This is a genomic window from Xanthomonas floridensis, assembly GCF_001642575.1.
Taxonomy (GTDB): Bacteria; Pseudomonadota; Gammaproteobacteria; order Xanthomonadales; family Xanthomonadaceae; genus Xanthomonas; species Xanthomonas floridensis.
This window is the reverse complement of record NZ_LXNG01000024.1, coordinates 60,985-83,911: the sequence shown is the minus strand read 5'-3', so window position 1 is coordinate 83,911 and position 22,927 is coordinate 60,985. Positions and strand designations below refer to the sequence as shown.

General features: G+C 66.0%; 22 protein-coding genes. 11 read left to right on the top strand and 11 right to left on the bottom strand.

Going from position 1 to position 22,927, the window contains the following annotated elements:
* Positions 1 to 96: 96 nt before the first annotated feature.
* Positions 97 to 390, bottom strand: coding sequence for a winged helix-turn-helix transcriptional regulator (locus A7D17_RS24925; RefSeq protein ID WP_239692214.1), 294 nt, complete (start codon positions 388 to 390; stop codon positions 97 to 99).
* Positions 391 to 413: 23 nt separating this feature from the next.
* Here A7D17_RS24925 and A7D17_RS15215 point away from each other — a divergent pair, with 23 nt between their 5' ends.
* Both A7D17_RS15215 and A7D17_RS15210 read left to right on the top strand, forming a co-directional pair.
* Positions 414 to 767, top strand: coding sequence for a nuclear transport factor 2 family protein (locus tag A7D17_RS15215; protein ID WP_239692213.1), 354 nt, complete (start codon positions 414 to 416; stop codon positions 765 to 767).
* Between the two features lie 153 nt (positions 768 to 920).
* Complete coding sequence (locus tag A7D17_RS15210; RefSeq protein WP_064509851.1) at positions 921 to 1,517, top strand: NAD(P)H-dependent oxidoreductase; 597 nt, start codon at positions 921 to 923, stop codon at positions 1,515 to 1,517.
* A gap of 18 nt (positions 1,518 to 1,535) precedes the next feature.
* Here A7D17_RS15210 and A7D17_RS15205 read toward each other — a convergent pair whose 3' ends face one another.
* Complete coding sequence (locus tag A7D17_RS15205) at positions 1,536 to 2,360, bottom strand: hypothetical protein (RefSeq protein ID WP_239692212.1); 825 nt, start codon at positions 2,358 to 2,360, stop codon at positions 1,536 to 1,538.
* Between the two features lie 113 nt (positions 2,361 to 2,473).
* Positions 2,474 to 3,226: an SDR family oxidoreductase gene (locus A7D17_RS15200; RefSeq protein WP_064509849.1), complete on the bottom strand. Its 753-nt coding sequence runs from the start codon at positions 3,224 to 3,226 to the stop codon at positions 2,474 to 2,476.
* 70 nt (positions 3,227 to 3,296) lie between these two features.
* Here A7D17_RS15200 and A7D17_RS15195 point away from each other — a divergent pair, with 70 nt between their 5' ends.
* Positions 3,297 to 4,271 carry a LysR family transcriptional regulator gene (locus tag A7D17_RS15195; RefSeq protein ID WP_239692211.1) on the top strand — a complete coding sequence of 325 codons (975 nt, stop codon included), beginning with the start codon at positions 3,297 to 3,299 and terminating at the stop codon, positions 4,269 to 4,271.
* On the opposite strand, the gene A7D17_RS15190 is transcribed toward A7D17_RS15195, so the two are convergent.
* A complete protein-coding gene (locus A7D17_RS15190; RefSeq protein WP_064509863.1) occupies positions 4,266 to 5,165 on the bottom strand; it encodes an AraC family transcriptional regulator in 900 nt (299 codons plus the stop codon). The genes A7D17_RS15195 and A7D17_RS15190 overlap by 6 nt on opposite strands.
* A gap of 142 nt (positions 5,166 to 5,307) precedes the next feature.
* On the opposite strand from A7D17_RS15190, the gene A7D17_RS15185 reads away from it, so the two are divergent.
* Entirely contained in the window at positions 5,308 to 6,270 is a 963-nt protein-coding gene (locus A7D17_RS15185; protein ID WP_095522615.1) for an aldo/keto reductase, read from the top strand.
* A gap of 53 nt (positions 6,271 to 6,323) precedes the next feature.
* On the opposite strand, the gene A7D17_RS24605 is transcribed toward A7D17_RS15185, so the two are convergent.
* Both A7D17_RS24605 and A7D17_RS15175 read right to left on the bottom strand, forming a co-directional pair.
* Positions 6,324 to 7,037, bottom strand: a complete 714-nt coding sequence (locus A7D17_RS24605) for a hypothetical protein (protein WP_064509847.1) — start codon at positions 7,035 to 7,037, stop codon at positions 6,324 to 6,326.
* Between the two features lie 170 nt (positions 7,038 to 7,207).
* On the bottom strand, positions 7,208 to 7,852 hold the full coding sequence (locus A7D17_RS15175) for a glutathione S-transferase family protein (RefSeq protein ID WP_064509862.1): 645 nt from the start codon (positions 7,850 to 7,852) through the stop codon (positions 7,208 to 7,210).
* 469 nt (positions 7,853 to 8,321) lie between these two features.
* Here A7D17_RS15175 and A7D17_RS15170 point away from each other — a divergent pair, with 469 nt between their 5' ends.
* Positions 8,322 to 9,437, top strand: coding sequence for an ATP-grasp fold amidoligase family protein (locus A7D17_RS15170; RefSeq protein ID WP_064509861.1), 1,116 nt, complete (start codon positions 8,322 to 8,324; stop codon positions 9,435 to 9,437).
* Positions 9,438 to 9,634: 197 nt separating this feature from the next.
* Here the strand turns inward: A7D17_RS15170 and A7D17_RS15165 are convergent, their stop codons facing one another.
* Complete coding sequence (locus A7D17_RS15165; protein WP_064509846.1) at positions 9,635 to 10,546, bottom strand: LysR family transcriptional regulator; 912 nt, start codon at positions 10,544 to 10,546, stop codon at positions 9,635 to 9,637.
* Between the two features lie 125 nt (positions 10,547 to 10,671).
* Between A7D17_RS15165 and A7D17_RS15160 the strand changes: the two genes are divergently transcribed.
* Both A7D17_RS15160 and A7D17_RS15155 read left to right on the top strand, forming a co-directional pair.
* The gene (locus A7D17_RS15160) at positions 10,672 to 11,409 is read left to right on the top strand and encodes an SDR family oxidoreductase (RefSeq protein ID WP_064509845.1); all 738 of its coding nucleotides are present in this window, start codon (positions 10,672 to 10,674) and stop codon (positions 11,407 to 11,409) included.
* A 55-nt stretch (positions 11,410 to 11,464) separates the two neighbouring features.
* Positions 11,465 to 12,370 carry an SDR family NAD(P)-dependent oxidoreductase gene (locus A7D17_RS15155; protein WP_064509844.1) on the top strand — a complete coding sequence of 302 codons (906 nt, stop codon included), beginning with the start codon at positions 11,465 to 11,467 and terminating at the stop codon, positions 12,368 to 12,370.
* Between the two features lie 262 nt (positions 12,371 to 12,632).
* Here the strand turns inward: A7D17_RS15155 and trhA are convergent, their stop codons facing one another.
* On the bottom strand, positions 12,633 to 13,295 hold the full coding sequence (gene trhA / locus A7D17_RS15150) for a PAQR family membrane homeostasis protein TrhA (RefSeq protein WP_064509843.1): 663 nt from the start codon (positions 13,293 to 13,295) through the stop codon (positions 12,633 to 12,635).
* Positions 13,296 to 13,467: 172 nt separating this feature from the next.
* Between trhA and A7D17_RS15145 the strand changes: the two genes are divergently transcribed.
* The 3 genes from A7D17_RS15145 to A7D17_RS15135 all read left to right on the top strand — a co-directional run bounded on the left by A7D17_RS15145 (position 13,468) and on the right by A7D17_RS15135 (position 19,235).
* Complete coding sequence (locus A7D17_RS15145; protein WP_064509842.1) at positions 13,468 to 15,963, top strand: DEAD/DEAH box helicase; 2,496 nt, start codon at positions 13,468 to 13,470, stop codon at positions 15,961 to 15,963.
* A complete protein-coding gene (locus tag A7D17_RS15140; protein ID WP_064509841.1) occupies positions 15,960 to 17,777 on the top strand; it encodes a ribonuclease H-like domain-containing protein in 1,818 nt (605 codons plus the stop codon). The genes A7D17_RS15145 and A7D17_RS15140 overlap by 4 nt, the downstream gene beginning before the upstream one ends.
* A 672-nt stretch (positions 17,778 to 18,449) precedes the next feature.
* Positions 18,450 to 19,235, top strand: a complete 786-nt coding sequence (locus A7D17_RS15135; protein WP_064509840.1) for a DUF1868 domain-containing protein — start codon at positions 18,450 to 18,452, stop codon at positions 19,233 to 19,235.
* A gap of 200 nt (positions 19,236 to 19,435) precedes the next feature.
* On the opposite strand, the gene A7D17_RS15130 is transcribed toward A7D17_RS15135, so the two are convergent.
* The 3 genes from A7D17_RS15130 to A7D17_RS15120 all read right to left on the bottom strand — a co-directional run bounded on the left by A7D17_RS15130 (position 19,436) and on the right by A7D17_RS15120 (position 22,232).
* Positions 19,436 to 20,551 carry a saccharopine dehydrogenase family protein gene (locus A7D17_RS15130; protein ID WP_064509859.1) on the bottom strand — a complete coding sequence of 372 codons (1,116 nt, stop codon included), beginning with the start codon at positions 20,549 to 20,551 and terminating at the stop codon, positions 19,436 to 19,438.
* Between the two features lie 57 nt (positions 20,552 to 20,608).
* Complete coding sequence (locus A7D17_RS15125) at positions 20,609 to 21,460, bottom strand: hypothetical protein (RefSeq protein ID WP_153041960.1); 852 nt, start codon at positions 21,458 to 21,460, stop codon at positions 20,609 to 20,611.
* Positions 21,461 to 21,767: 307 nt separating this feature from the next.
* Positions 21,768 to 22,232 (bottom strand): hypothetical protein, encoded by a 465-nt coding sequence (locus tag A7D17_RS15120; RefSeq protein WP_064509839.1) that lies wholly within the window; start codon positions 22,230 to 22,232, stop codon positions 21,768 to 21,770.
* Between the two features lie 89 nt (positions 22,233 to 22,321).
* On the opposite strand from A7D17_RS15120, the gene A7D17_RS15115 reads away from it, so the two are divergent.
* On the top strand, positions 22,322 to 22,798 hold the full coding sequence (locus A7D17_RS15115) for a hypothetical protein (protein WP_153041959.1): 477 nt from the start codon (positions 22,322 to 22,324) through the stop codon (positions 22,796 to 22,798).
* Positions 22,799 to 22,927 lie beyond the last annotated feature (129 nt).

The window sequence follows — 22,927 nt, the reverse complement described above, 5'->3', positions numbered from 1 at the left end:
GGTGTGCCTGTAGCAGGGGCAACACCGCGCACATGCGCCGGAAACGGCCAAAAACCGCAGGCCTGAGCGTCATTGGCGCGACCGATGCGGCTTACCTCATCCTCCGATGGCGTTGATCAGACCATCCCTAAGCCTTGACAAGGCGATGTTGCAGGTCAGCATCTTTTGCGAGATGGCGGCAATCAGCCGCTCCACGTCCGAGTAGCGCTGCACCTTGCCGTCGAACGGGTGGAACAGCGGCAGCAGTTCCAGCGGCCTTCGAAGCCTTTGAGCAGGGCTTCGATACCGCACGCAGCGGTGTCCGGGGCATGCGGCTTTCCCATGGGTGCGTGACTTACCTTTGCGTGCGTTCTTGCGGCAGGTGATGCCGCTGCCGATCATGGCATACACGTTTCGCACCGGACATCGCTGCCATGTCGCTTGCCCTACCCACCACTACTGCCTGCTTCTTTGTCGCCAGCACTATCGGCGATGCCGCCGTACGGCTACCGCACCTGGCCGAAGATGCGGTGGTGCACGACGAGCGCCAGCATCACCGTGGCGCTGCAGCCATTGCGGCATGGCTGGCACAAACGCAAGCCACCACGCCGTATCGCGCAGTGCCGCTTGGCGTGCACACCCAGGGCGAGCAAGTGCGCGTCACTGCACAGGTGTCCGGCGATCCCGCAGGGCCCGCTGCAGCTGGAGCATATGTTTCAGCTGGTGGGTGGCAAGAGTGCGGCGTTGCAGATTCATTGACCAGGCATGCCGGCGTGTTGCGCCATTAGCACGTTCCGGGGGCCCTGCTGCGACGGCAGTTAGTACTACGTTTCGCCATGACGAGCGCTACCGCAGCGCGATCGATGGGCTGTCGCGTGCGTACTCACCGGCTGCGGCGATCACCGTCTACCACTTCTTTCTCTTTTGGAGCCAGCCAGCCTATGCATGCCCTTATCGTCGTCGCCCATCCCGAGCAGCGCTCGCACACGCACGCAGTGGCGGCGCAGATCGGGCAGGCGCTGCTGGCCTCTGGCGAGGCGCATACAGTCGAAGTGGCGGACCTGGCGCAAGAAGGCTTCGATCCGCGCTTTACGCAGGCCGACGTGGCGCTGTTTTCAGGCAAGGCCGGGGCGCCGCCAGACGTGGCGGCCGAGCAGGCGCGGCTGGACCGGGCCGATGCGCTGGTGCTGGTGTTCCCTATCTATTGGTGGTCGTTCCCGGCGCTGCTCAAGGGCTGGATCGACCGGGTGTTTACGCTGGGCTGGGCGTTCGATGAAGACGCCAGCGGCAAGATCACCAAGAAGCTTGGGCGTCTTGGCGTGCACATGGTGGCGATCGGCGGTGCGGATGAGCGCACCTATGCGCGGCACGGCTACTTCGGTGCGATGAAGACGCAGATCAACCACGGCATCTTCGACTTCTGCGGCGCACCGGTGCGCACCACGGAGTTGCTGACAGTGCCGGATGCGGATTTTCCGCAGTCGCATTACGCGACAGCGCGCGCAATCGGTAAGCGGTTGGTTGGGGCCAGGGCCTGAACCGGTCGCCGCTGCACACTACGGCCGTGCAGGTACGCTGCGTGCGCCGGTGCGGCCCGGATACCCTACGTCCACATGGACGGTGTTGGCCGTGGCCTGCTGTAACGCTGCGCGGAGTGCATCGCGTGAGCTATCGGCAAAGGCTGCCCTGGGCCGGGTCAGATGTAGCACCGGGCTGCGCAGGCTTGCGGTGTAGGTCTGCCCGGGGGTGAGCCTGTAGTTGCGTTGCAGATCCACCGTGATGACCAGACGCTGGCCTGGCACGATGGTGACGTAAGCGTCTTCTGGTGCGTTTTCCAGATTGACGTAGATGCCGTAGTACGGCGCCTCGCGACCGCTCGCATCGCGCAGGCTCAGCACGTTGTTCATCAGCAACCCCTGCCTGTTCAAGCGCGGGAAACGTTGATCGATCAGCTCCACCACCTGGTCGCCATCGTTCCGGGCAACGATTTGCAGACGCGTCGCCTGCTCGGGCAGCTGCGCGCTATGGGTGGGTTGCACGAGTTGCACGCGCAATCGGCCGGCTGCGATGACGGGGTTGCTGCAAAGCAGTGCGGTGGCGATCAAGAGGGCGGCCCAGGGCTTCATCGACGGTCCTTGTGCTTGTTGGGTGGTGCTTGGGTTGCTGTCTTTCGTGGTGTTTGCGATGACGCCAGCATGCACCGCTCGAAGCTGATGCCGCACCCGGCCCATCTCCCGGTGGGAGCGTAGAGGCAACGCATGCAAGGTGGTGCCATTGATCAGCCACTGCCTGGCGAATGAGGAGATTTCGGGCGGAACCTTGTCACCTTCCGCCTGAAGTCGAAACTCAATGCCGCCCTGTCCCGTCTCTTGGCCATTCACGCATTATTGAGTCGCTAGAATTGCGCCGCAACGTCGATCTGCACTAAAGCACTCGGCGACGCTCTCGATAGGTGTGGTCATGGTCGTTCGCCGGCCACTGCTTTCGAGAAGTCTCACCCGTTGAGCGTGCGGCCGCCGTCGACGATGATTTCCGAGCCCACCGTCCACCGGGATTCATCGGAAGCCAGGTACAGCACGGCCTTGCCCACTTCATCAGGGGTGCCGAAGCGGCCCATCGGGATGCTGGCGGCGATGTCCTTGTTGACCTGGTCGCGGTACGCCTCGGGGATGCCGAGCTTGTCGTACAGCGGGGTTTCCACCGGGCCGGGGCTGACCGCGTTGAGGCGGATGCCGCGTGCCAGCAGCTCGCTGGATAGCGTCCTGGTCATGCTCAGGAAGGCGGCCTTGGTAGCGGCGTACACCGACGAGCGGGCCATGGCCGCATGCGCATTGATGGAGGTGTTGAGCACCACCGATGCGGGGTTGGCCAGCACCGGCAGCAGTGACTGGATGAGGAAGTACGGGCCTTTGACGTTGATGGCGAAAGAGGCGTCGAAGGCCTGCTCGGTCCACTCCTCGATCGGTGCCCACACCGACACGCCCGCATTGAGGAAGGCGATGTCGAGCTGGCCGTAATGCGCCTGCACCGCCTGCGTCAGCTGCTGCTGCGCGGCGACGCTGGCCGAATCGGCGCGCAGCACCAGCACCTCGGCACCCAGCGCGGCCTTGGCATTGGCAATGGACTCGGGGTTGTTGCCGGTGACGATGACGCGGGCGCCCTCGGCCAGGAACTGGCGGGCGGTCTCCAGGCCGATACCGCTGGTGCCGCCGGTGATGAGGGTGCGCTTGCCTGCTAAACGTGACATGGGATGCTCCTGAGCGTGATGCCAGGCCCGCCGCACGTGGCTGGCCTTCGATGGGGTGCAGCTTGGGCCCATGCTTGGTTTGCCAGAAGATCTTTCTGGCACATACCATTCATGCCATCTGCGCATGAATGAGTGGCTGGCAATGGATCGGTTTCTGCTGATGACCTGCTTCGCCCGTGCGGTGGAAACCGGCAGCTTTTCAGCGGCCGGGCGCGACCTGGGCCTGGGCCTGGGCCAGCCCAATGTCAGCCGCCACGTGGCGGCGCTGGAGGAGCATCTTCAAACGCGGCTGCTCAACCGCTCCACCCGCAAGCTGGTGCTGACGCCAGAGGGAGAGCGCTACTACGCGGAGGTGCGCCGAATTCTGGACGCGGTGGGCGAATCGGAAATGTCGCTGCGCGATAACGTGCAACCTTCCGGGTTATTGCGCGTGGCCTGCCCCACGGCGTTGTCGCATCTCTATGTGATGCCGCTGGTGCCGGAGTTTCTGCGCCGCTTTCCGGGCCTGGAACTGGATCTGCAGATCAACGACCGCTTCGTCAATCTGCTCGACGAAGGTGCGGAACTTGCCATCCGCATCGGTCACCTGGAAAACAGTGCGCTGCGCGCAAGGCGGATCGGGTCGTTCAAGCGCGTGTGCGTGGCAAGCAAGGACTATCTTGCCGAGCGCGGCGTGCCCAAAGTGCCGAACGATCTGCGCCAGCACGATTGCGTGCTTTACACCCTGCTGGCCTCCGGGGCGACATGGCGTTTCAAGGAGGTGGAAGTGCCGGTATCCGGCCGGATTCGGGTCAATTCGCCGGAAGCAGCGCGCGAGTCGGTGAGCGCGGGCCTGGGTATCGGGCAGGGGCCGGCATGGTTGTTCGAACAAGGGCTCGATGCCGGGCATCTGCAGATCGTGCTTGGCGAGTTTTCTGGCCCTGCGGTGCCCATGCAGATTGTGTATGCGGCCAACCGGCTGGTGCCGAAACGGGCGATTGTTTTTATGGACTTTATTGCTGAGGCGTTTGCGAAGATTCCGCAGCTCAATATGGAAGGGTCATAGACCCCGGACTTGGGGAGGCTTTGTTCTGGCTGCACCTGCCCTTTGCAGAACGCGAACAGGCGGATGACCGAACAGCCGCTTGTATTCGCGGCTGAACTGGGACGGGCTTTCGTATCCCACATCATAAGCAACACTCGCGGTGTCGCCCTGTGCGGACATCAGGCGGCTGCGGGCTTCATAGAGACGTACTTTCTTTTGGTACTGCAGCGGCGACATCGCCATGATCTGTTTGAATCGCCTGTAGAACACCGTGACACTCATGCTGGCCGTCTGTGCCAGGTCATTGATACTGAAGGTGAGCGCAAAATTCTTGCGTATCCACACGGCCGCTGTGCGGATGCGCTGCGTATACCTGTCTCCGCTCACCATCGCTGCCAGGATGCGGCCCTGGGGACCTTGCAGCAACCGGAACAACAGTTCTCTCTCGACCAGTGGCGCCATGAACGCGATCTCTTGCGGGCGTTCGAGCAATTCACACAAGCGACGCCAAGTGTCCAATAGAGACGTATCAGCGTCCGCAACGCAGAAGTTGCCCACGTCTGCGCGGTCGCCCTCTACGCCCATCTCCAACGCCAGCTCTGCCATCACATAAGGATCAAGATCCAGTCCCATTGCCAGGTAATCACCGGACTCTTGGTTGACCGTGATGGTGGCCATGACGGGCATGTCAACCGCCGTGATCAGGTATTGCCCCTCGCCATAGTTGAAGCTCTCATGTCCGACCTCGACATGCTTCCAACCAGACAGGACCAGGCAAATCGTGGGTTCGTACAGCATGGGCACCGGCGTGGGCGACGGAGCCAGCCCGCCAATACGAAACCGAGGCAGCAACTCCTGTGAGCTGCTGGTGGCATGGCGCTCGGCAAGTGCGCGTAATTGGTGGAGATCAGTCATGTGCCCATGCTGCCCACCTACATGCTTGGCGACAAGGGGTGGCAGGATTAGGCAAGCTTTCGGCAGCTTCATGTACCACGGCGGCACAGATGCTGGCTAAGCTGGAATCGTCCTAGAGACGATTCAATTCAGGGAGCGCAAAGTGCATTTGAGAGAGCTGGGAAACACTGGTCTGCAGGTGTCGGCGATTGGCTACGGCGCAATGGGCATTTCCGTTGCTTACGGCCAGAGCGATGCCGAGCAGGGCATCGCGACCATCCGCCACGCGTTCGAGAAGGGCATCACCTTCTTCGATACAGCTGAGGTCTATGGCTGGGGCGACAACGAGCAGATGCTTGGCCGTGCCGTCAAGCCCTTCCGTGACGACGTCGTGATCGCGACCAAGTTCGGTTTTACCCGCGAGTATGGCTTCGATAGCAGGCCCGAACACATCCGCGAGGTGGTCGAGAACAGCTTGCGGCACCTACAGACCGATCGTATCGATCTGCTCTATCAGCACCGGCTCGACCCGCAAGTGCCGATCGAAGACGTTGCAGGTGCGGTCAAGGAACTGATCGCACAAGGCAAGGTGAAACACTTCGGCCTGAGTGAGGTGGGGCCGCAGACATTACGGCGTGCGCATGCCATTCAGCCGATCACGGCGCTACAGACAGAATATTCGCTGTTCGAACGGGACGCGGAGCAATTATTCGCTACGTTGAAAGAGCTTGGTATCGGCTTCGTCGCTTATTCTCCACTGGGGCGCGGCTTCCTCACAGGCAGCGTCAAACCCGCGTCTGATTATCCCGAAGACGATGTGCGCCGTACCGATCTACGCTGGCAGCCCGGAAATTTCGAGAAGAATCTCGATGCAGTCGAGAAGCTCACCGCTTTAGCGCAGAGCAAGGGCGCAACCGCGCCACAATTGGCGCTCGCCTGGTTGTTGGCCCAGGGCAATGACATCGTGCCGATTCCGGGGACGCGCAACGCAGCGCGTGTAGATGAAAATGCGGCCGCTGCCGATTTGATTCTTGACGACAAGGACTTGGCCCTTATCAAGGACATCTTGCCGACAGGCGGTTTTGGTGGTCGCTATACCGAAGATCAGATGCCTCAGTGGGTCTGAGCTGTCAACCATGCAGGGCGGGTTCTCCCCCGCCCTGCTGGCATCGATAGGCACTATTCCAAAGGTCTTGGCGACGGGCGTTGATATTTGGAAAACGTCTTGTGCAGCGACGCAGCGCGCTCATCGGCGACGACGTTTTCAACACTACTCAGGTCACGCGATGCGATGACGGCCGAGGCTTTTGCATCGCCCAACAGGTAAGCCAGGCGCAGGTGCGCCATGCTGTCGACCAGATTCTTATGCTCGGTGTCGCTGATGTACACGTCCGACAGGCCGTAGTACGCATACAGATTTCCGGCCACTGCGGCCCGCCGCAAGATACCGATCCCTTTATAAAATTGGCCGGCTACTGCGGTCTTTTTGCCGTAGATCACGGTGGCTGCCTTGTTGCCTGCTTGCGACTCCGCTTTGAGCTGGTCCAGGTTCAAGGTTTCCAACCGGGCGAGTTCGTCTTCGGTGGGATAGCCGTGCATCCACAGCCACTGCGCTTCTGCATCCGAGTTGGCAACCAATGGCCCACTGACTCTGCAGGCGTTGGGACCTTGCGGGCATAGATAGCGTCTTGCCTCCTGGCTCACCGGAGGCGGCTTGCTGTTGGCCGCGTGATCGGGCGGCATCGCTGCGGCGTTGCGTTCGGCAGTGGCGGGCGCGGGTGTCGTGAGCGCAGACGTTGACGCGTTGCTGGTTTGTGCTGGTTGGTCTGGTTTTCCGCAGGCGGCAAGTGCAATGCACAGTGCTGCCAGGGACAGGATCGTTTTTACGCGCATGGTGCCATCCGTTGCGGGCTGCGGTGGTGTTGCCTGATGTTGCTTGATGTTTGTCTGCGATGCGAATGCGGGCCTGTGATTGCTGGGCTGCGCGCGGATTCAACACATACCGCCTCAACCCGTACCCCCACCCCGGCCCCTCTCCCGGCGGGAGAGGGGAGTGTTTGCGCTCACGCATCTTTGCCATTGATCGCCCATTGCGCGGCAAACGCGCGTTGATACGCCGGCCGGCGTTCGCCACGGGCGACGTAGGCCTGCAGGTTGGGGAAGGCATCCAGCAGGCCGGTGAGCTTGATGCGGATCAGCACGGAGATCATCAGCAGGTCGCCGGCACTGAAGTCGCCGTCCAGCCAGGGGCTGTCGCCAAGATGGGCGCTCAGATGCTGCAGGCGACGGTTGATGCGTTTTTGCAGCAGCGGCAAGCGCTCTGCCATCCAGGGTTTGTCCGCTTCCAGCAGCAGGGCGTTGCCCAGTTCCAGCATCGGCGGCTCGACGGTGTTGAGGGCGGCGAACATCCAGGCGATGGCACGCGCACGGGCGTTGTCGTCGTGCGGCAGCAGGCCGGGATGGCGCTGGGCGATGTGCAGCACGATGGCGCCGGTTTCGAACAAGGCCAACCCCTCCTGCTCGAAGGTGGGGATCTGGCCGAACGGGTGGATGGCCAGGTGCGCCGGTTCCTTGATCGCACGGAACGGCAGCAGGCGCACCTGGTAGGGCTGGCCCGCTTCTTCCAATGCCCAGCGCACGCGGGTGTCGCGGGCCAGGCCCTTGCCGCCATCGGGCGAGCGCTCGAAGGCGGTGATGGTGATCGTCATGGTCGATGCGTCTCTGTGCCGGGGCTGGGCGTAGCGTACGCCGGCCATGCGCGGGCGGTGCACGGTGCGCCCCGCTGCCACGTCAGGCCGATGGCAGTACTTGGCCTGCGCGGCTCCGCGTGGGCGCCGCGGCTGGCTGCGGCCGCCGCCGCCCTCCCCGCGCAGCCTGCACATCCGTGCGCCAGCGAATGGCTGGCTTTGCCGATGTCAGCCTGTCTTGGCTGAACCGGCGGGCCATCGAACCGCCCCTGCCCTTGCCTCTTGCGCCGCAACTCAGTCGCGGCCGGTGACCGGCCTGCGCCGCCGTTTTTAGGCCTAAGGCGCTGGATTCTTTGCGCAATCAGGCCAGTTGAGACGTTTTGCAACTCTGGTCTCACCTTTTCCGTATAGCGTGCCGCACGTCACATTTAAGTGTGACGGACAACACACTTACTGAACGGAAGAGGGATCTGTCATGACCGACAACAGGATGGGGCTGCCCACGCAGCTGGTAGGGCCACGCGATCCCATGGGCCGTGGTTGGACGGCGCTGTTCCCCGCATTGGCAACGTCGTCCGGCGATGCCCGCACGCCACGTCCGCTGCCAGCGGCCGTGCCCCGGCCAGGCAGCCCCACTCTCACATGCTTGCTGCGCAAAGGCGCACGCCGCCTGGTGCGCACCCTGCCCTGGCGGCATCAGGACCGGCTGTATTTTTTGAACACGTTCGGGCGGCTGCCCAATCTGTACCACCCCACCGGCTTCAACGAGAAAGTGCTGTACCGCAAATGCGTGCACGGCGATTACCCGCTGTATCAGCGCCTGGCCGACAAGGTGGCGGTGCGGCCGTATGTGGCAGCGCGGATCGGCACGGCGCACCTGATCCCGCTGTTGCTGGACACCGCCAACCCCGACGATCTGCTGGGCCTGCCGCGCTGGGCGCAGACGGTGATCAAGGCCAATCACGGCGCGAGCATGGTGGAGGTGGTGCGCGACGAGCCGGATGCGGCGCAGCGGCAACGCATCGTGGCGCGTTGCAAGCACTGGCTGCGCACCGACTTCTCCGACATGGAACGCGAGATCCATTACCACAACATCCCGCCGCGCATCCTGGTGGAGCAGTACATCGGCGATGCGCAGCAGGTGCCGGTGGATTACAAGTTCCACATGTTCCGCCAGCCCGATGGCCGGTTTCACTACGTGCTGCAGGTGATCTACGGCCGCTTCGATACGCCGAAGCTGTCGATGACGTTCTTTGTCGACAACCTGCACACGCCGTTCCACCGCATCCGCGACGACGGCCGCTCGCCGCCGTGCACGCCCGCATTGCTGGAACAGGCGCTGGAGCTGAGCAAGGTGCTGGCCAGCGATTTCGATTACGTGCGGGTGGATTGGTACATCCAGCAGGGGCAGGTGTACTTCGGCGAACTCACCTTCACCCCGGGCGCAGGCATGGTCACCGGCCTGGAGCGTGGACTGGACCAGATGATGGGCGATATGTGGGTGCAACGGCGCGCGCCTGCACAGGTGCGGTCGCCTGCGCACAGCATGGGGTTGCGGGTGCCGGTGTGGGCCGGGCCGAATGCGGGTGCAGCGCCGCTGCGATGACGCCGCAGCGCGGCCCGGCATCGTCGACACCTGCGATGCAGCGGCCGGCTGTGCACAGCGGTTGACGATGGCTGGCATCGCTGCGCATGCGTTGCAGATGACGGTAACGCGCGTTGCGCGCGTGCGGGTGCTTGCGTGGCCGCTCGATCGCGTGGTGCCCACTGCCATCGTTTGCCATGCTGCGCCATGGTGGGCGCCTACGCGCGCGGCGCAGCCACACCCGCATGCTTGGCGAATTCGCCCGCTGCCCACTCCAGAAACACGCGCACCCGTGGCGACAATTGGCGGGCGTGGGAATACAGCAGCGACACCGGATTGGACGGCGGCGGTGTATCGCGCAGGATTTCCACCAGCGTGCCGTGCTGCAGGTCGTGCGCCACATGGAAGCGCGGTACCTGTGCAATGCCCAGGCCCAGGCGGATGCCGGCCAGATAACTCTCGGTGCCGGTGACGGTAAGCAGGCTGGGTGCGGCGATGGTGCGCAGGCCGTGCGCAGTCTGAAACTCCAATGGGGTGACCACGCCGGTGGTGATGGAGCGCAGGCCAACCATGCGATGCGCATGCAGCGCATCGAGCTGCGTGGGCGTGCCAAAACGCTGCAGGTACTCCGGCGTGGCGCAGGTGAGGCGTTCGAGCATGGCCACGCGGCGCGCAACCAGTTCGCTGTCGCGCAGCGGGCCGTAGCGCAGCACGCAGTCGATGCCCTCTTCCACCAGATCCACCCAACGGTCGCTCTCGCTCATCACCAGCTGGATCTGCGGGTAGTGCGCAAAGAACGCCGGTAGCCCGGGCAGCAAGAAGTGCCGCGCCAGCGTGCCCTGCACCTCCACCCGCAACAGTCCTTTCGGTGCCACACCGCGAAAGCCGCCTTCGGCATCGTCGATGTCGTCGAGGATGCGCAGGCAGCGTTGATGGAAGAGCTCGCCATCGAGCGTGGGACGCACAACCCGCGTGGTGCGCTGTAGCAGGCGCACGCCCAACCGCGCTTCCATCTCGGCGATGACCTTGGTGGCGGTGGAGCGCGGAATCTCCATGTCGTTGGCGGCGGCAGTGAAGCTGCGCCGCTCCACGATGCGCACGAACAAGCGCATGGCAGCGAACCGATCCATGGCACCCCTTGCCCACTGTTCGGGCGCTGGAAACAGTGCTGTGCATTCTAGTGTGATTATCGTCGTGTCATTGCGTTGGATAGTTTTCGCAACGCCGCAGCCCGCGGCATAGACGGAAGAGATCCATGACTCAGCAGCACAAGGTTGCCTTGGTAACCGGCGCCTCGCGCGGTATCGGCGCGGCGATCGCGCAGCGCCTGGCCCGTGATGGCTTCGCGGTCGTCCTCAATTACGCCGGCCATGCGGATGAGGCCGATCAGCTGGTGCGCACTATCGAAGCGGCCGGCTGCCGTGCCCGCAGCGTGCAGGCCGATGTCAGCGACCCGGAGGCGGTGGAGCGGTTGTTCGCAGAAGCAGAGTCCGCTTTCGGCGGTGTGGATGTGCTGGTCAACAACGCCGGCATCATGCAGCTGGCCACGCTGGCCGACAGCGACGACGCGTTGTTCGACAAGCACATCGCGATCAATTTGAAAGGCACTTTCAACACGCTGCGCCAGGCCGCACGACGGCTGCGCGATGGCGGCCGCATCGTCAACCTGTCCACCAGCGTGGTGGGGCTGAAGCTGGAAACCTACGGCGTGTATGCGGCCACCAAGGCGGCGGTGGAAACGCTGACGGCGATCCTGTCCAAGGAATTGCGTGGCCGCGCGATCACCGTCAACGCGGTGGCGCCCGGCCCCACCGCCACGGCGCTGTTCCTGGACGGCAAACCGCCCGAGTTGATCGAGCGCTTGTCCAAGGCCAACCCGCTGGAACGCCTGGGCACGCCGGAGGATATCGCCGCCGCGGTGGCGTTCCTGGCCGGCCCCGACGGCGGCTGGATCAATGGGCAGGTGCTGCGTGCCAACGGCGGCATGGTCTGACCTGCAGCGGCGCGCCGGGAGTGCGCGCCGCCCGTTTCCCTTGAGGAGCAATGACATGAGCAAACGCATTCTGGTGACCGGCGCGTCCAGCGGTTTTGGCCGCTTGAGCGCCGAAGCGCTGGCAGGCGCCGGCCACACCGTCTACGCCTCCATGCGCGATACCGCCGGGCGCAACGCCGGTGTGGCGCAGGAGATGGCCGAGCTGGCCGGCACGCGGCAGCTGGCCTTGCACGCAGTCGAGCTGGACGTGCAATCGCAGGCCTCGGCCGATGCAGCGATAGCGGCCATCGTGGCCGAGGCCGGCGGCTTGGACGTGGTGGTGCATAACGCCGGGCACATGGTGTTCGGCCCGGCCGAAGCCTTTACTGCCGAGCAGTTGGCGCAGGTCTACGACATCAACGTGCTGGGCACGCAGCGAGTGAACCGCGCCGCGTTGCCGCAGTTGCGCGCGCAGCAGCAGGGCTTGCTGGTGTGGGTGTCCAGCAGCAGCTCGGCGGGCGGCACACCGCCGTATCTGGCGCCCTACTTCGCGGCCAAGGCGGCAATGGATGCACTGGCGGTGCAGTACGCGCGCGAGCTGGCGCGCTGGGGCATCGAGACCTCGATCATCGTGCCCGGTGCCTTCACCAAGGGCACCAACCACTTTGCGCATGCCGGCGCACCGGAGGACACCGCGCGCGCCGCAGCCTACGAGGCCGGCCCGTATGCAGGCTTTGGCGACCAGGTGCAGCAGGCGTTTGCGCGCCTGGTGCCCGACGACGCCGACGCCGACGTCGCCGACGTGGCGCAGGCCATCGTGCAGGTGGTGGACACCCCGTCCGGCAAGCGGCCATTCCGGGTGCATATCGACCCGGCCGGCGATGGCGCCGATGTGGGCTTTGCGGTCCTCGATCGCTTGCGTGCAGAGATGCTGCACCGTGTGGGATTGGGCGACCTGCTGGCACCGCGCGTGGTGGACTGATGGGATGCGGCGGGCGCTTGGGGTGCCTGCCGGCTAAGCGCGGCTGATAGAACTGTGGCGAGCAGTCGTCAGCTGGGGGTGGACGGCGCACTCACAACCGGCGTGTCGGCGTGGTGCTCCCAACACCGGCCGCGCCCGCCTGGCGGCGGTGCCGTGGTTTTGTTAGCCGCGCTTAGCGTGAAGGACGGTTCTTGCGAAGCGCGCGATCCGACCGCATTACGTGCACCACCACGATGCGCTGCCCATCCACGCGACTGCACCCTCACCCCTCGCTCAACGGCCGCAGGCACAGCCAGATTGCATACCAGTGCGACAACGCGCCGCCCAGCACGTGGGCGTGCCAGATGGCGCGGTTGTAGACCATGGATTTGCGCACGTAGAAGCACACGCCCACCGTGTAGAACGCGCCGCCGGCCACGATGAGCCACAGCACCGCGCTGTCCAGGCCGGCGATCATCTGGTTGACCACCACGATCCCGGCCCAGCCCAGCAGCAGGTAGATCGCCACCCAGAAGCCCTTGGCGATGCCGGGCAGGCACAGTTTGGCGAACACACCGAACAGCGCCACGCTCCAGACGGTCAGGATCATGGCCCAGCGCCAGGGGCCATCGAGCGCGACCAGAAAGAAGGGCGTGTAGGAGCCGGCGATCATCACGAAGATGCCGGCGTGGTCGAACTTGCGCAGCATCGGCTGGCGCAGCGGCGGGGCGAAGTTGTAGGCGGCCGAACAGGCGAACATCACCAGCAGGCCCAGCGCGTAGACACAGGTGGCAAACAGCATGGTCTGGTTGGCATGCGCCCGCCACACCATCCAGCCGCCACCGACGATGGCCAGGAACAGGCCGGCGGCATGCACGATCACATCGGCACGGCGGGCAGCGGGAGTCTTGTAATGCGGAGCGGGGGCGCTGGGGGGCACGGGCACGGCGGGTCTTCGAAAGGGGGAGCCCACAACGTGCAGCTCGGGCATGACGCAGTGGGGGCCACAGCATACCCGCTTGCTGAATTCGCTCAGTGACACGGGCTCGCCCATTCGGGCCGTGTCTCATACCCTGAGACACCTCCCCTGTCTCATGCCCCTCTTTGGGAGCCGCCGTATGCCTCCGTTTGCCCTCGCTCCCCGCACCGAAACCGCCGAACGCGCCCTGGCCACTACCGATGGCCGGCCCAGCCGCGATGGCGCGCTGCTTACCGAGCGCCTGGAACGGCGCTACCACGACCGCATCACCGGCAGTTTCACCATCCCCGGGCGCGACGGCCACTACGCACCGATTCCCGACGATGTGCCCAGCGCGCTGGCCGATGCGCTGCGGGCGCGCGGCATCGGCCAGCTCTACAGCCACCAGGCGCAGGCCTGGGCGGCTACCCAGCGCGGCGAGCATGTGGCGATCGTGACGCCCACCGCCTCGGGCAAATCGCTGTGCTACACGCTGCCGGTGGTGAGCGCGGCGATGACCGCAGGGGCCAAGGCGCTGTACCTGTTCCCGACCAAGGCGCTGGCACAGGACCAGGTGGCCGAGTTGCTGGAGTTGAACCGCGCCGGCGAGCTGGGGGTGAAGGCCTTCACCTTCGACGGCGATACGCCCGGCGATGCGCGCCAGGCGATCCGCCTGCATGGCGACATCGTGGTGAGCAACCCGGACATGCTGCACCAGGCGATCCTGCCGCATCACACCAAGTGGGCGCAGTTCTTCGAGAACCTGCGCTATGTGGTGATCGACGAGATCCACACCTACCGCGGCGTGTTCGGCAGCCACGTCACCAACGTGCTGCGCCGGCTCAAGCGCATCTGCGCGTTCTATGGCGCCAACCCGCAGTTCATCCTGTGCTCGGCCACCATCGGCAACCCGCATGCGCACGCGCAGGCCCTGATCGAAGAACAGGTGCATGCCATCACCGAATCCGGCGCGCCCACCGGCGACAAGCACGTGCTGTTGTGGAACCCGCCGGTGGTCAATGCAGATCTTGGGCTACGTGCTTCGGCGCGTTCGCAGAGCAACCGCATCGCACGCATCGCCATCAAGAGCGGTTTGAAGACGCTGGTGTTTGCGCAGACGCGGCTGATGGTGGAGGTGCTGACCAAGTACCTCAAAGACATCTTCGACCACGACCCGCGCAAGCCGGCGCGTATCCGCGCCTACCGTGGCGGGTATCTGCCCACCGAGCGCCGCGAGGTGGAGCGCGCGATGCGCGCCGGCAACATCGACGGCATCGTGTCCACCTCTGCGCTGGAGCTGGGCGTGGATATCGGCGCGCTGGACGTGGTGATCCTCAATGGCTACCCCGGCAGCGTGGCGGCGACCTGGCAACGCTTCGGCCGCGCCGGGCGACGCCAGCAACCGGCGCTGGGCGTGCTGGTGGCCAGCTCGCAACCACTGGATCAATACGTGGTGCGGCACCCGGATTTCTTTGCCGATGCCTCGCCCGAGCACGCACGCATTGCGCCGGACCAGCCGCTGATCCTGTTCGACCACATCCGCTGCGCGGCGTTCGAGCTGCCGTTCATTGCCAGCGAACCATTCGGGCCGATCGACCCGCTGGTGTTCCTGGAAGCGCTGGCCGAAAGCGAAGTGATCCACCAGGAGGGCGACCGCTGGGAGTGGATCGCCGACAGCTACCCCGCCAATGCGGTGAGCCTGCGCTCGGTGGCCGACGGCAACTTCGTGGTGGTGGACAAGAGCGACGGCAAGCAGCAGATCATCGCCGAGGTGGATTATTCGGCCGCCGCGCTCACCTTGTACGAAGGCGCCATCCACATGGTGCAGAGCACGCCGTACCAGGTGGAGCGGCTGGATTGGGAAGGCCGCAAGGCCTACGTGACGCGCACCCATGTGGACTACTACACCGACAGCATCGACTACACCAAGTTGAAGGTGCTGGACCGCTTCGACGGCGGCGTGGCCGGGCGTGGCGACTCGCATCATGGCGAAGTGCATGTGGTGCGGCGCGTGTCCGGCTACAAGAAGATCCGCTACTACACGCATGAAAACATCGGCTACGGGCCGGTGAATCTGCCCGACCAGGAGCTGCACACCACCGCGGTGTGGTGGCAGTTGCCGCAGGCCACCCTGGGCAAGGCGTTCGCGTCCAAGCAGGATGCGCTGGATGGCTTCTTGGGCGCCGCCTATGCGCTGCACGTGGTGGCCACGGTGGCGGTGATGGCCGACGCGCGCGACCTGCAAAAAGCGGTAGGCAATGGCGATGGCGCATGGTTTGCGGTGGCCGACCAGACCGGGCGCGGGCAACTGCGCGGCGTGGACGAGGGCGAAGCAGGCGCGGTGGAATTGCAGCAGGCCTTCGTGCCCACCGTGTACCTGTACGACAACTTCCCCGGCGGGGTGGGCTTGAGCGAGCCGCTGTGGCTGCGCCAGGCCGAGCTGCTGCAGCGCGCGGACGAGCTGGTACGGCGTTGCGACTGCACGGCCGGCTGCCCGGCCTGCGTGGGCCCGGTGCTGGCCGCGCACGAGGACGGCAAGGGCGAGTCGCCCAAGTCGTTGGCATTGACGGTGCTGGCGCTGTTGTTCGATGCCGATGCGCCGCTACGCCATGCCACGCGGGTGGACGACGACCTGGCGCTGGACGTGCTTGCATGAGCGTAAGTGCAGACCGACTACGCCTGCTGCGTCGGCAGGCGGGGCATGCGGATGTGCCTGCGCCCGCGGGGGTTGCTGACAGCGATGCACTGCAAGGGGCAGCGGCGGCGCATGCGAAAGGTGCCGATGCCGCGCTTGTGCGTGAGATGCCGCAAACAGCTGTCGATGCAGCCAGGCCGGGCACATCGTCTGCGCCGATGGCGTCAGCGGCTGCAACGTCTGCTGCGGCCGCTGTGCCCGCGTATGCGCCGGCCTTGCGGTTGTCGGATGAGCCACGTCTGGCCGATGCGGCGCACCGTGTTGACGCCTTGCACGTTGCTACGCCGACGATCGCGCAGAGCGAGGTGAACGCTGTGGCGCCGGCATGGGCGCGCGCGCGCGCGACCAAACCGTCTGCGCCACAGACGCAGCCGGTATTGCTCGGGCGAGCAGCCGTTGAGACAGCGGCGCTTGGCGCGATCTCAGGCGGTACGCATGCAAGCGGTGCGCACATGGCTGCCAACATCGCCCCGCCGGCAGCGACGCCGCCAACGCAGGACCGGGCAACGCCTGCACCTGGCAGCGCCTCGGGTGTCAGCGCGGACCGTCTGCGCCTGCTGCGCCGTCAGGTCGGCGGGCTCACACCTGCATCGCGCAAGGACGACGCGGTGATGCCGACACGGGCGCAGCGTGCAGCGGTCTCCGGCACCGGGGCACCCGCTGCACGCTTGTCATCGCACGATGCAGCCGCTGCAGGTCATGCGGCCCCGGCAGTTCGCCCGCGCGATGTGCGCACCGCACCGGCACTCACACGCCGCGCCTTGCAGTCACCGGCTACTGCACCGCCTGCGCGCGAGGCATCGGTGTTTGCATGGGTGGAGCACGATGTGCGCCACAAGCCGGCGTTGTCATCGGCTGGCGATGGCGATGCAAGCGATACCGTGGATGCAGATAGCGCAAGCCGCTCGCCAATAGCGCGCAACACAACGGCACCACCGGCAATACCGATGTCGGCGACACCGCCGCTGCAGCGACGCACCGACATCGCCGGCCTGCGCAAGATGATCGGCCTGCGCGAACGGGCGATATCGCCGCACACGCCGCTGCGCGCACCGTCTACCGATCGGCAACTGCCCGGCAATGAGATCGCACCCGGCCTGCATCTGATCGAAGCGTTCCTTCCGCAAGCGATTCCTTCCGAAGCGCTCTCGCTGGCATTCGCCAAGCGCGAGGACGCGGTCGATCCACTGGACCTGTTGTTCTTCGATACCGAAACCACCGGCCTGGCCGGCGGCACCGGCACACGCGCCTTCATGATCGGGGTGGCGCAGTGGTGCACCGATACCGTGCAGGGCAGCGGCCTGCGCGTGCGCCAGCTGATGATGTCCACGATGGCCGCCGAGAGCGCCATGCTGGATCTGTTCCGTAGCTGGCTCACGCCGCGCACGGTGCTGTCCAGCTACAACGGCCGCTGCTACGACGCGCCGCTGTTGAAGACGCGGTACCGGCTGGCGCGCCGCGGCGACCCGATTTCCGCGCTGGATCACGTGGACCTGCTGTTCCCCACCCGCCGCCGCTATCGCGGCACCTGGGAGAACTGCAAGCTGTCCACCATCGAGCGGCAGCTGCTGCGGGTGGTGCGCGAAGACGACCTGCCCGGCTCCGAAGCGCCGGCGGCATGGCTGAGTTATCTGCGCGGCGGCAGCGCGCGCAACCTGCGCCGCGTGGCCGACCACAACCACCAGGACGTGGTGACGCTGTCGCTGCTGATGCAGCGGCTGGTGGCGGTGGAGGCGCAGGACCGGGAAGTGATTCCGTTGATGGAGTCGGTGTAGCCCTCTGGGCGAGCGCGGGGCGCGTTGGCGGCGCGCCAGATCGGGTCGGATCCGGATATCGGCGATACGGTGCGCGGGTGAATGTTTGCTCGGCGCGGGGGGGTGCCCTCTTCTGTCGCCTCCCATGCAAGCGCAGCCGCTTGCGCGTTGTGTCGAACGTGGTGATCCGCATCGGCATGCGCGGGTGCGATCGCCCGTTGTGCGATGGCCGGCGGCCTGTCCCTCCGCACCGTGCGCCGGATGCGGAAGACGCAATGCCTCGGCGGTGCATCGGCTTGTCGTGTCATCGGCAGCCTTCGGATGGACCGGCCACACGACACCTGCATCCACGTGCGCGCCCAGGCCCCCAAAAGCTGCAACACGAACGCATCGCCGCATTCGCGAAGACGGCTGCGGGTTCATGACGAAAGACGGTGCGTTGTCATCTGCGTTTTTATCGGCGGTCTTAGGCTTGCCGTTGCTGTGCCGCTTTGCAGCGGTGTTCGTCGGCACTTGCAGACCTGCCCAGTGGCGCGTGTGCAGCGCGCGACATCGCCGCAGCGCTGTGCTGTCCGCCGTTGTCGGTTCGTCAGCTCGGCGCAAGCGCCGCTATCGATACACACCACTGCACTGCGACGTGGCCGGGAATATCGCGCACGTCGTGGCCTGACCTGGAATTTGAAGGACTGCCGCATGTCGTCATTGTTGGATACACGCTTCAGCCGACGTCGCCTGGTGGCGGCCGCCGCTGGCGCCTCGCTGCTGGGCCCCGCCTTGCCCGCATCAAGCGCCACGCCGCCGCCGGATCTCGGGCGCAAGTTCCTGCGCTCGCGCCGGCCGATGGCGTTTGCCGGCAATACGTTTCTGGGTCATCTCCAACAGCAGGGCGATGGCTACGACAGCTTCGACCGGGTGCTGGATATCTACCGCGAGCTACCCGAGCACGGCTTCGCGAACAAGTTCGCGCTGCTGCCGCCCAGCAGTTACCACGCAACCCTGCTGGGCGGGGTCAACGAGATCGACCGCGCAAGCGGGCCATGGCCAAGCGATCTGGGGCGCGATGTGGCCTTGAGCGAGATCCATGCGGATTTTCTTGCGCGGCTGAGGCAACGCACGGCGGCGCCGCTGGGTGCGTGCAACTTTGTGGTCAATCCGGCTGCGGCAAGGACCGGCAACAACGACAACCTGCTCATCCCGCTGCAACCTGCCGATGCGCAAACTGCACAACGCCTGGAAGCGACGCGCCAGGCGCTGATGACGCTGACCCGCCTGCAGCGCCCGGACTATGTCAACTTCCAGTTTCATATCTCGCTGGCCTACCTGTGTCAGACGCTCGATCGCACAGAGCAGGCCGCCTACCGCGCTGCAGTGGGCAACTGGCTCCAGCGACTGGCGGCAGCGGGCCCGATCACGATCCCGCGATTTCACTTTTGCACGTTTGCGGATATGGAGGCGTTTCGGACGGTGCGGGAGGTGTGAGGTTGATACACGCCATCTGCGCCGGCGTGTTGCGTCCCTGCCGCACGACACCAGGAGCCGCTCCTCGCACGACCAGAACGCGTCGGCGTGCACGCGATGTCGCCTCTCACCAGCGGATGCGCAGCGTTACGTGCTCGACGCCGTGCCTTGCCGATGCCCTGGTGACGCGTGGTGTGGTGCGCGCAGTTGGCGGCAGGCGATCACCGCAGCGTCTGCGTCACCTCGGTGGTCATCTGCCATGCGTCGAATTCCTGCTCGAACTCGGCCAGGGTCAGCAGCCCCATGCAGGCGTGCGCGCCGCTTGGCATCACCTGCCCTGCCGCAAGTTTGCGCACCAGCAGGATCGCGGCGAAACAGGGGATTTCCGGGCCGTGCAACATCGCCGCGGTGAGGTCCCAGCGTACGCTGAGCGGCTGCCCATCGCGCTCGCCGGCCAGCTCCACGCGCATGCCGCCCAGGTCGGTGCCGAAGCGGTCGAACCAGCGCCCCGCACGTGCGAGCGCTTGCGCCAGACGCGACATCGGCAACGGCACGCCGCGCTGGCGTAACCAGGCCAGCGCGGCCAGGCAGCGCTGCAGGAAGGTCACCTCCAACGCGGCGCGGAACTGTACGCTGCGCACGCCGGGGTAGCGCTGCGGCAGCAGGTCGTGGTCGGGCACATCGCAGGGGGATGCCAGGCGCGGTGCCAGCTGTGCGAACTGCACGCGCTGCGGCTCCGCCCAGCCCACCACGGTCTGCCAGCGGCCCTCGCTCCACCAGGTAAACGGCGTTCCGCAGTACGACAGCACCGCGCGGACGGTGGCCAGCCCCAGCGGCGTGCCCTGCGCAGGCGCGATCACCATGTGGATGCCATGCAGGGTCGAAAAGCGCGGCAGCAGCGCATCGACCACCGCGCTGGACAACGCGGGCAAGGTGCTGGCACCGCTGATCGCCACGCGGCCGGCCTGCTGTGCCAGCGCATGCAAGGCGGCCGGGAAGTCGCGCACGAACGCGCGGCCGTCGGCCAGGTCGATGTAGTGCATGCCGGCCTGCAGACAGCACCGCGCCACCGCGTAATCCTGGCCCTGGAATGGCCCGGCGGTATGCACCACCACATCGGCGGCGGTGGCGGCCAGGCACGTGGCGAAATCGGCGGCGGCGCTATCCAGCCGGCATGCGGAAATACGACCGGGCGCGGCTTCGGGCCAGGTTGTCGCAACCGCCCCCGGATGACGCCCGGCGGCAATGACATGCAGGTGTGGCAACGCGGCCAGCGCCCGCACGATGCGTGCACCGAAGTGCCCATAGCCGCCCAACACCACCACCCGGTACGTCATCGCCTGCTCGCTGTTGCGCCAATACCGCGCAGTATCGGCCAAGCGCGGCCGCCGCGATCAACGCGCAACCGGGCGTGCCAGACCGGTGCGGATTGCCTCACGCATGATGTGCCGTGTCTGCTCGTCGGCACGTGCGCTTGCCACTGCCTGTTGCGCGGCCAGATCGGCCTGCTGCGCAGCGAGCGTTTGCTGCTGCGCGGCCAATGCCTCGATCCGCTGCTGGGTGCTGCGCTGGCTGGTGGCGTTGGCTTGCTGCGCAACGGGCGTGGTGGTGCGCGCCGCCGCGTTGTCGCGTGCCAGCGACGCGCGCGCCTGCGCAACGGCAGCCGCCGCATCACGTGCCGCCGCGGCGGCCATTTGCGTCCCCAGTGCCGCTTGCTGCTCGCCGAGCCGGCCCTGCCGCTCGCCCAGCGCACCCTGGGCCTGGCCGAGCTGGCTGACCGGCGCGCACAGCGCACGGATGCGCTGCAGGGTGGCCGGATCGCGTACTACGTAGCCCTTGCCACCGCGACGAAACCACAGCAACGCGCCCGTGCTGCCGGCCAGGCGACGTGCGCGGGCCAGATCTTCGGTGGAGCCGTGCATCAGCGCCTGGCCGTCTTCCATCAGCACGTACGCATCCTGGTCGGGGTGATCGGACAGCGTGAGATGGCCCTGCGTGGTCATCTCGCTGGCCGGGGTGCGGGTGGAGTTCGTCAGCGGTGCCGGTGCATGCGGCGTAGCGGGCATTGGGGCAGCGGCAGCCACGGCGACCGATGCAGCGATCGCTGTCTGCGTGCCGGGCACCGGCGCAGGCTCGGGTTGAGCGGCTGATGGTGCGGCCAGGCATGGCGTCAGCACGCTGGTGAGCGCGATCGCCAGGATGGCCGCCATGCCAGCGCGCGTTGATGCCGGAGTGATGTGCAGCATGAGAAGGTCCTTGTGTGGATAGGGTTGGCAAATTTCTCGTGTGATGCAGGTGCTACACCCTGCGTCGTGGTGCAGCGCTACCGCTTGCAACGCTGCAGAGCGACGCAACTGGAGGGTTGGCGTCGCTCGCGCACACCGGTTCTTGCTGCCCGACACGCACTGCCTGCCGTGACTGGTGTGGGTGCTGTCTGGAGACATGCGTGGCGTTGCAGGCGCGGCGCACTGCCCGCAGCAGCACGTTGCGCGCCGTCGAAGAACGCAGCGGTACCCGCAAGCCTGCGTCCATGCCTGTCCGCACCTGCAGCGTTCAACCCGTTACCCGCCTCGCCCGGCCGCTGGCAAGTGCCTCGCGCAGGATGCTCAGCGCCTGGCGAGTGGCCAGCCGCGTGGCGCCGGCCTGCTTGCTGGCCAGCACCGCCTGCTGTTGGGTCAACAGGCGCTGCTGCTCCGCCAGGGCCTGGGTGTCGCTGGCAGCGCCCTGTGCCGGTTGCGCCGCGGTTGCCACAGAGGCAGGCGCACCCGCCGCTGATGCGGCCAGTTGCGCGGCAAGCGCCTGCTGGCGCGCTTGCAACCTGTCCTGCGCCGCGCGCAGTTGCAGGCTGCGCGCATAGCCGGTGCGCAGCCGATGCAGCAGGCCTGGATCGCGCACGACGTATTGCACGCCGTTGGCCCGGAACCACAGCACCCAGCCATTGGCATTGGTGTACCGACGCGCGGTCTGCAGATCGTCGGCGGTGCCGTGCATGAGATGGCGCTCGCCCTGCACCAGCACATAGGCATCGCCATCGTCCTGGATGTCCTGCGCATCGGTACCGCACGCGGATCTGCTCGACGGGCCGCCGTGTGCAACGTGCCTTGGGCGTGGCGTCGGAAGCGCAGACCCTGGTGTGGGCATCACTGCGGGAGCGATCGGTGCAGCTGGCGAGGCGGGTGGATGCGCGGGTGCGATCGGCGCTGGCGGTGCGACCGAGTCGGCAGCGGCCGGTGGTGCCGAAGGAGCCACCGAGGCAGCAGCGGACGCAGACGCCGAAGGAGCGCGCAGCGCAGCTGACGCAGCGCGATGGGCAGGCACTGGCGGCGCGGGCGGTAACGACATCGCGGCTGCGTTGGCTGCCAGTGCCGGCAATGCTGGGATGGCTGGTCCTGTTGACGCTATTGAAGCTGTTGAAGCTGCTGGAGCTGTTGAAGCTGCTGGAGCTGCTGGAGCTGCTGGAGCTGTTGGAGCTGTTGGAGCTGTCGGTGCTGTCGGTGCTGTCGGTGCTGCCATCAGCATGGGCGCAGCGAGCGCGCCAAGCGCAAACAGCAAGGCGCCGCGCAGGCGCTGCGGGGGGAACGTGATCTGATGCATGTGCGATCTCCTTGGGGAGTTGGGTGCCGCCGGCCGGTCGCGGCCAGGCGGATGGGGAACAGCGAACACGCGGCCACGGCGCTGCCGACGCTGGTTGCGTCGACACGTGCTGAGGCGAT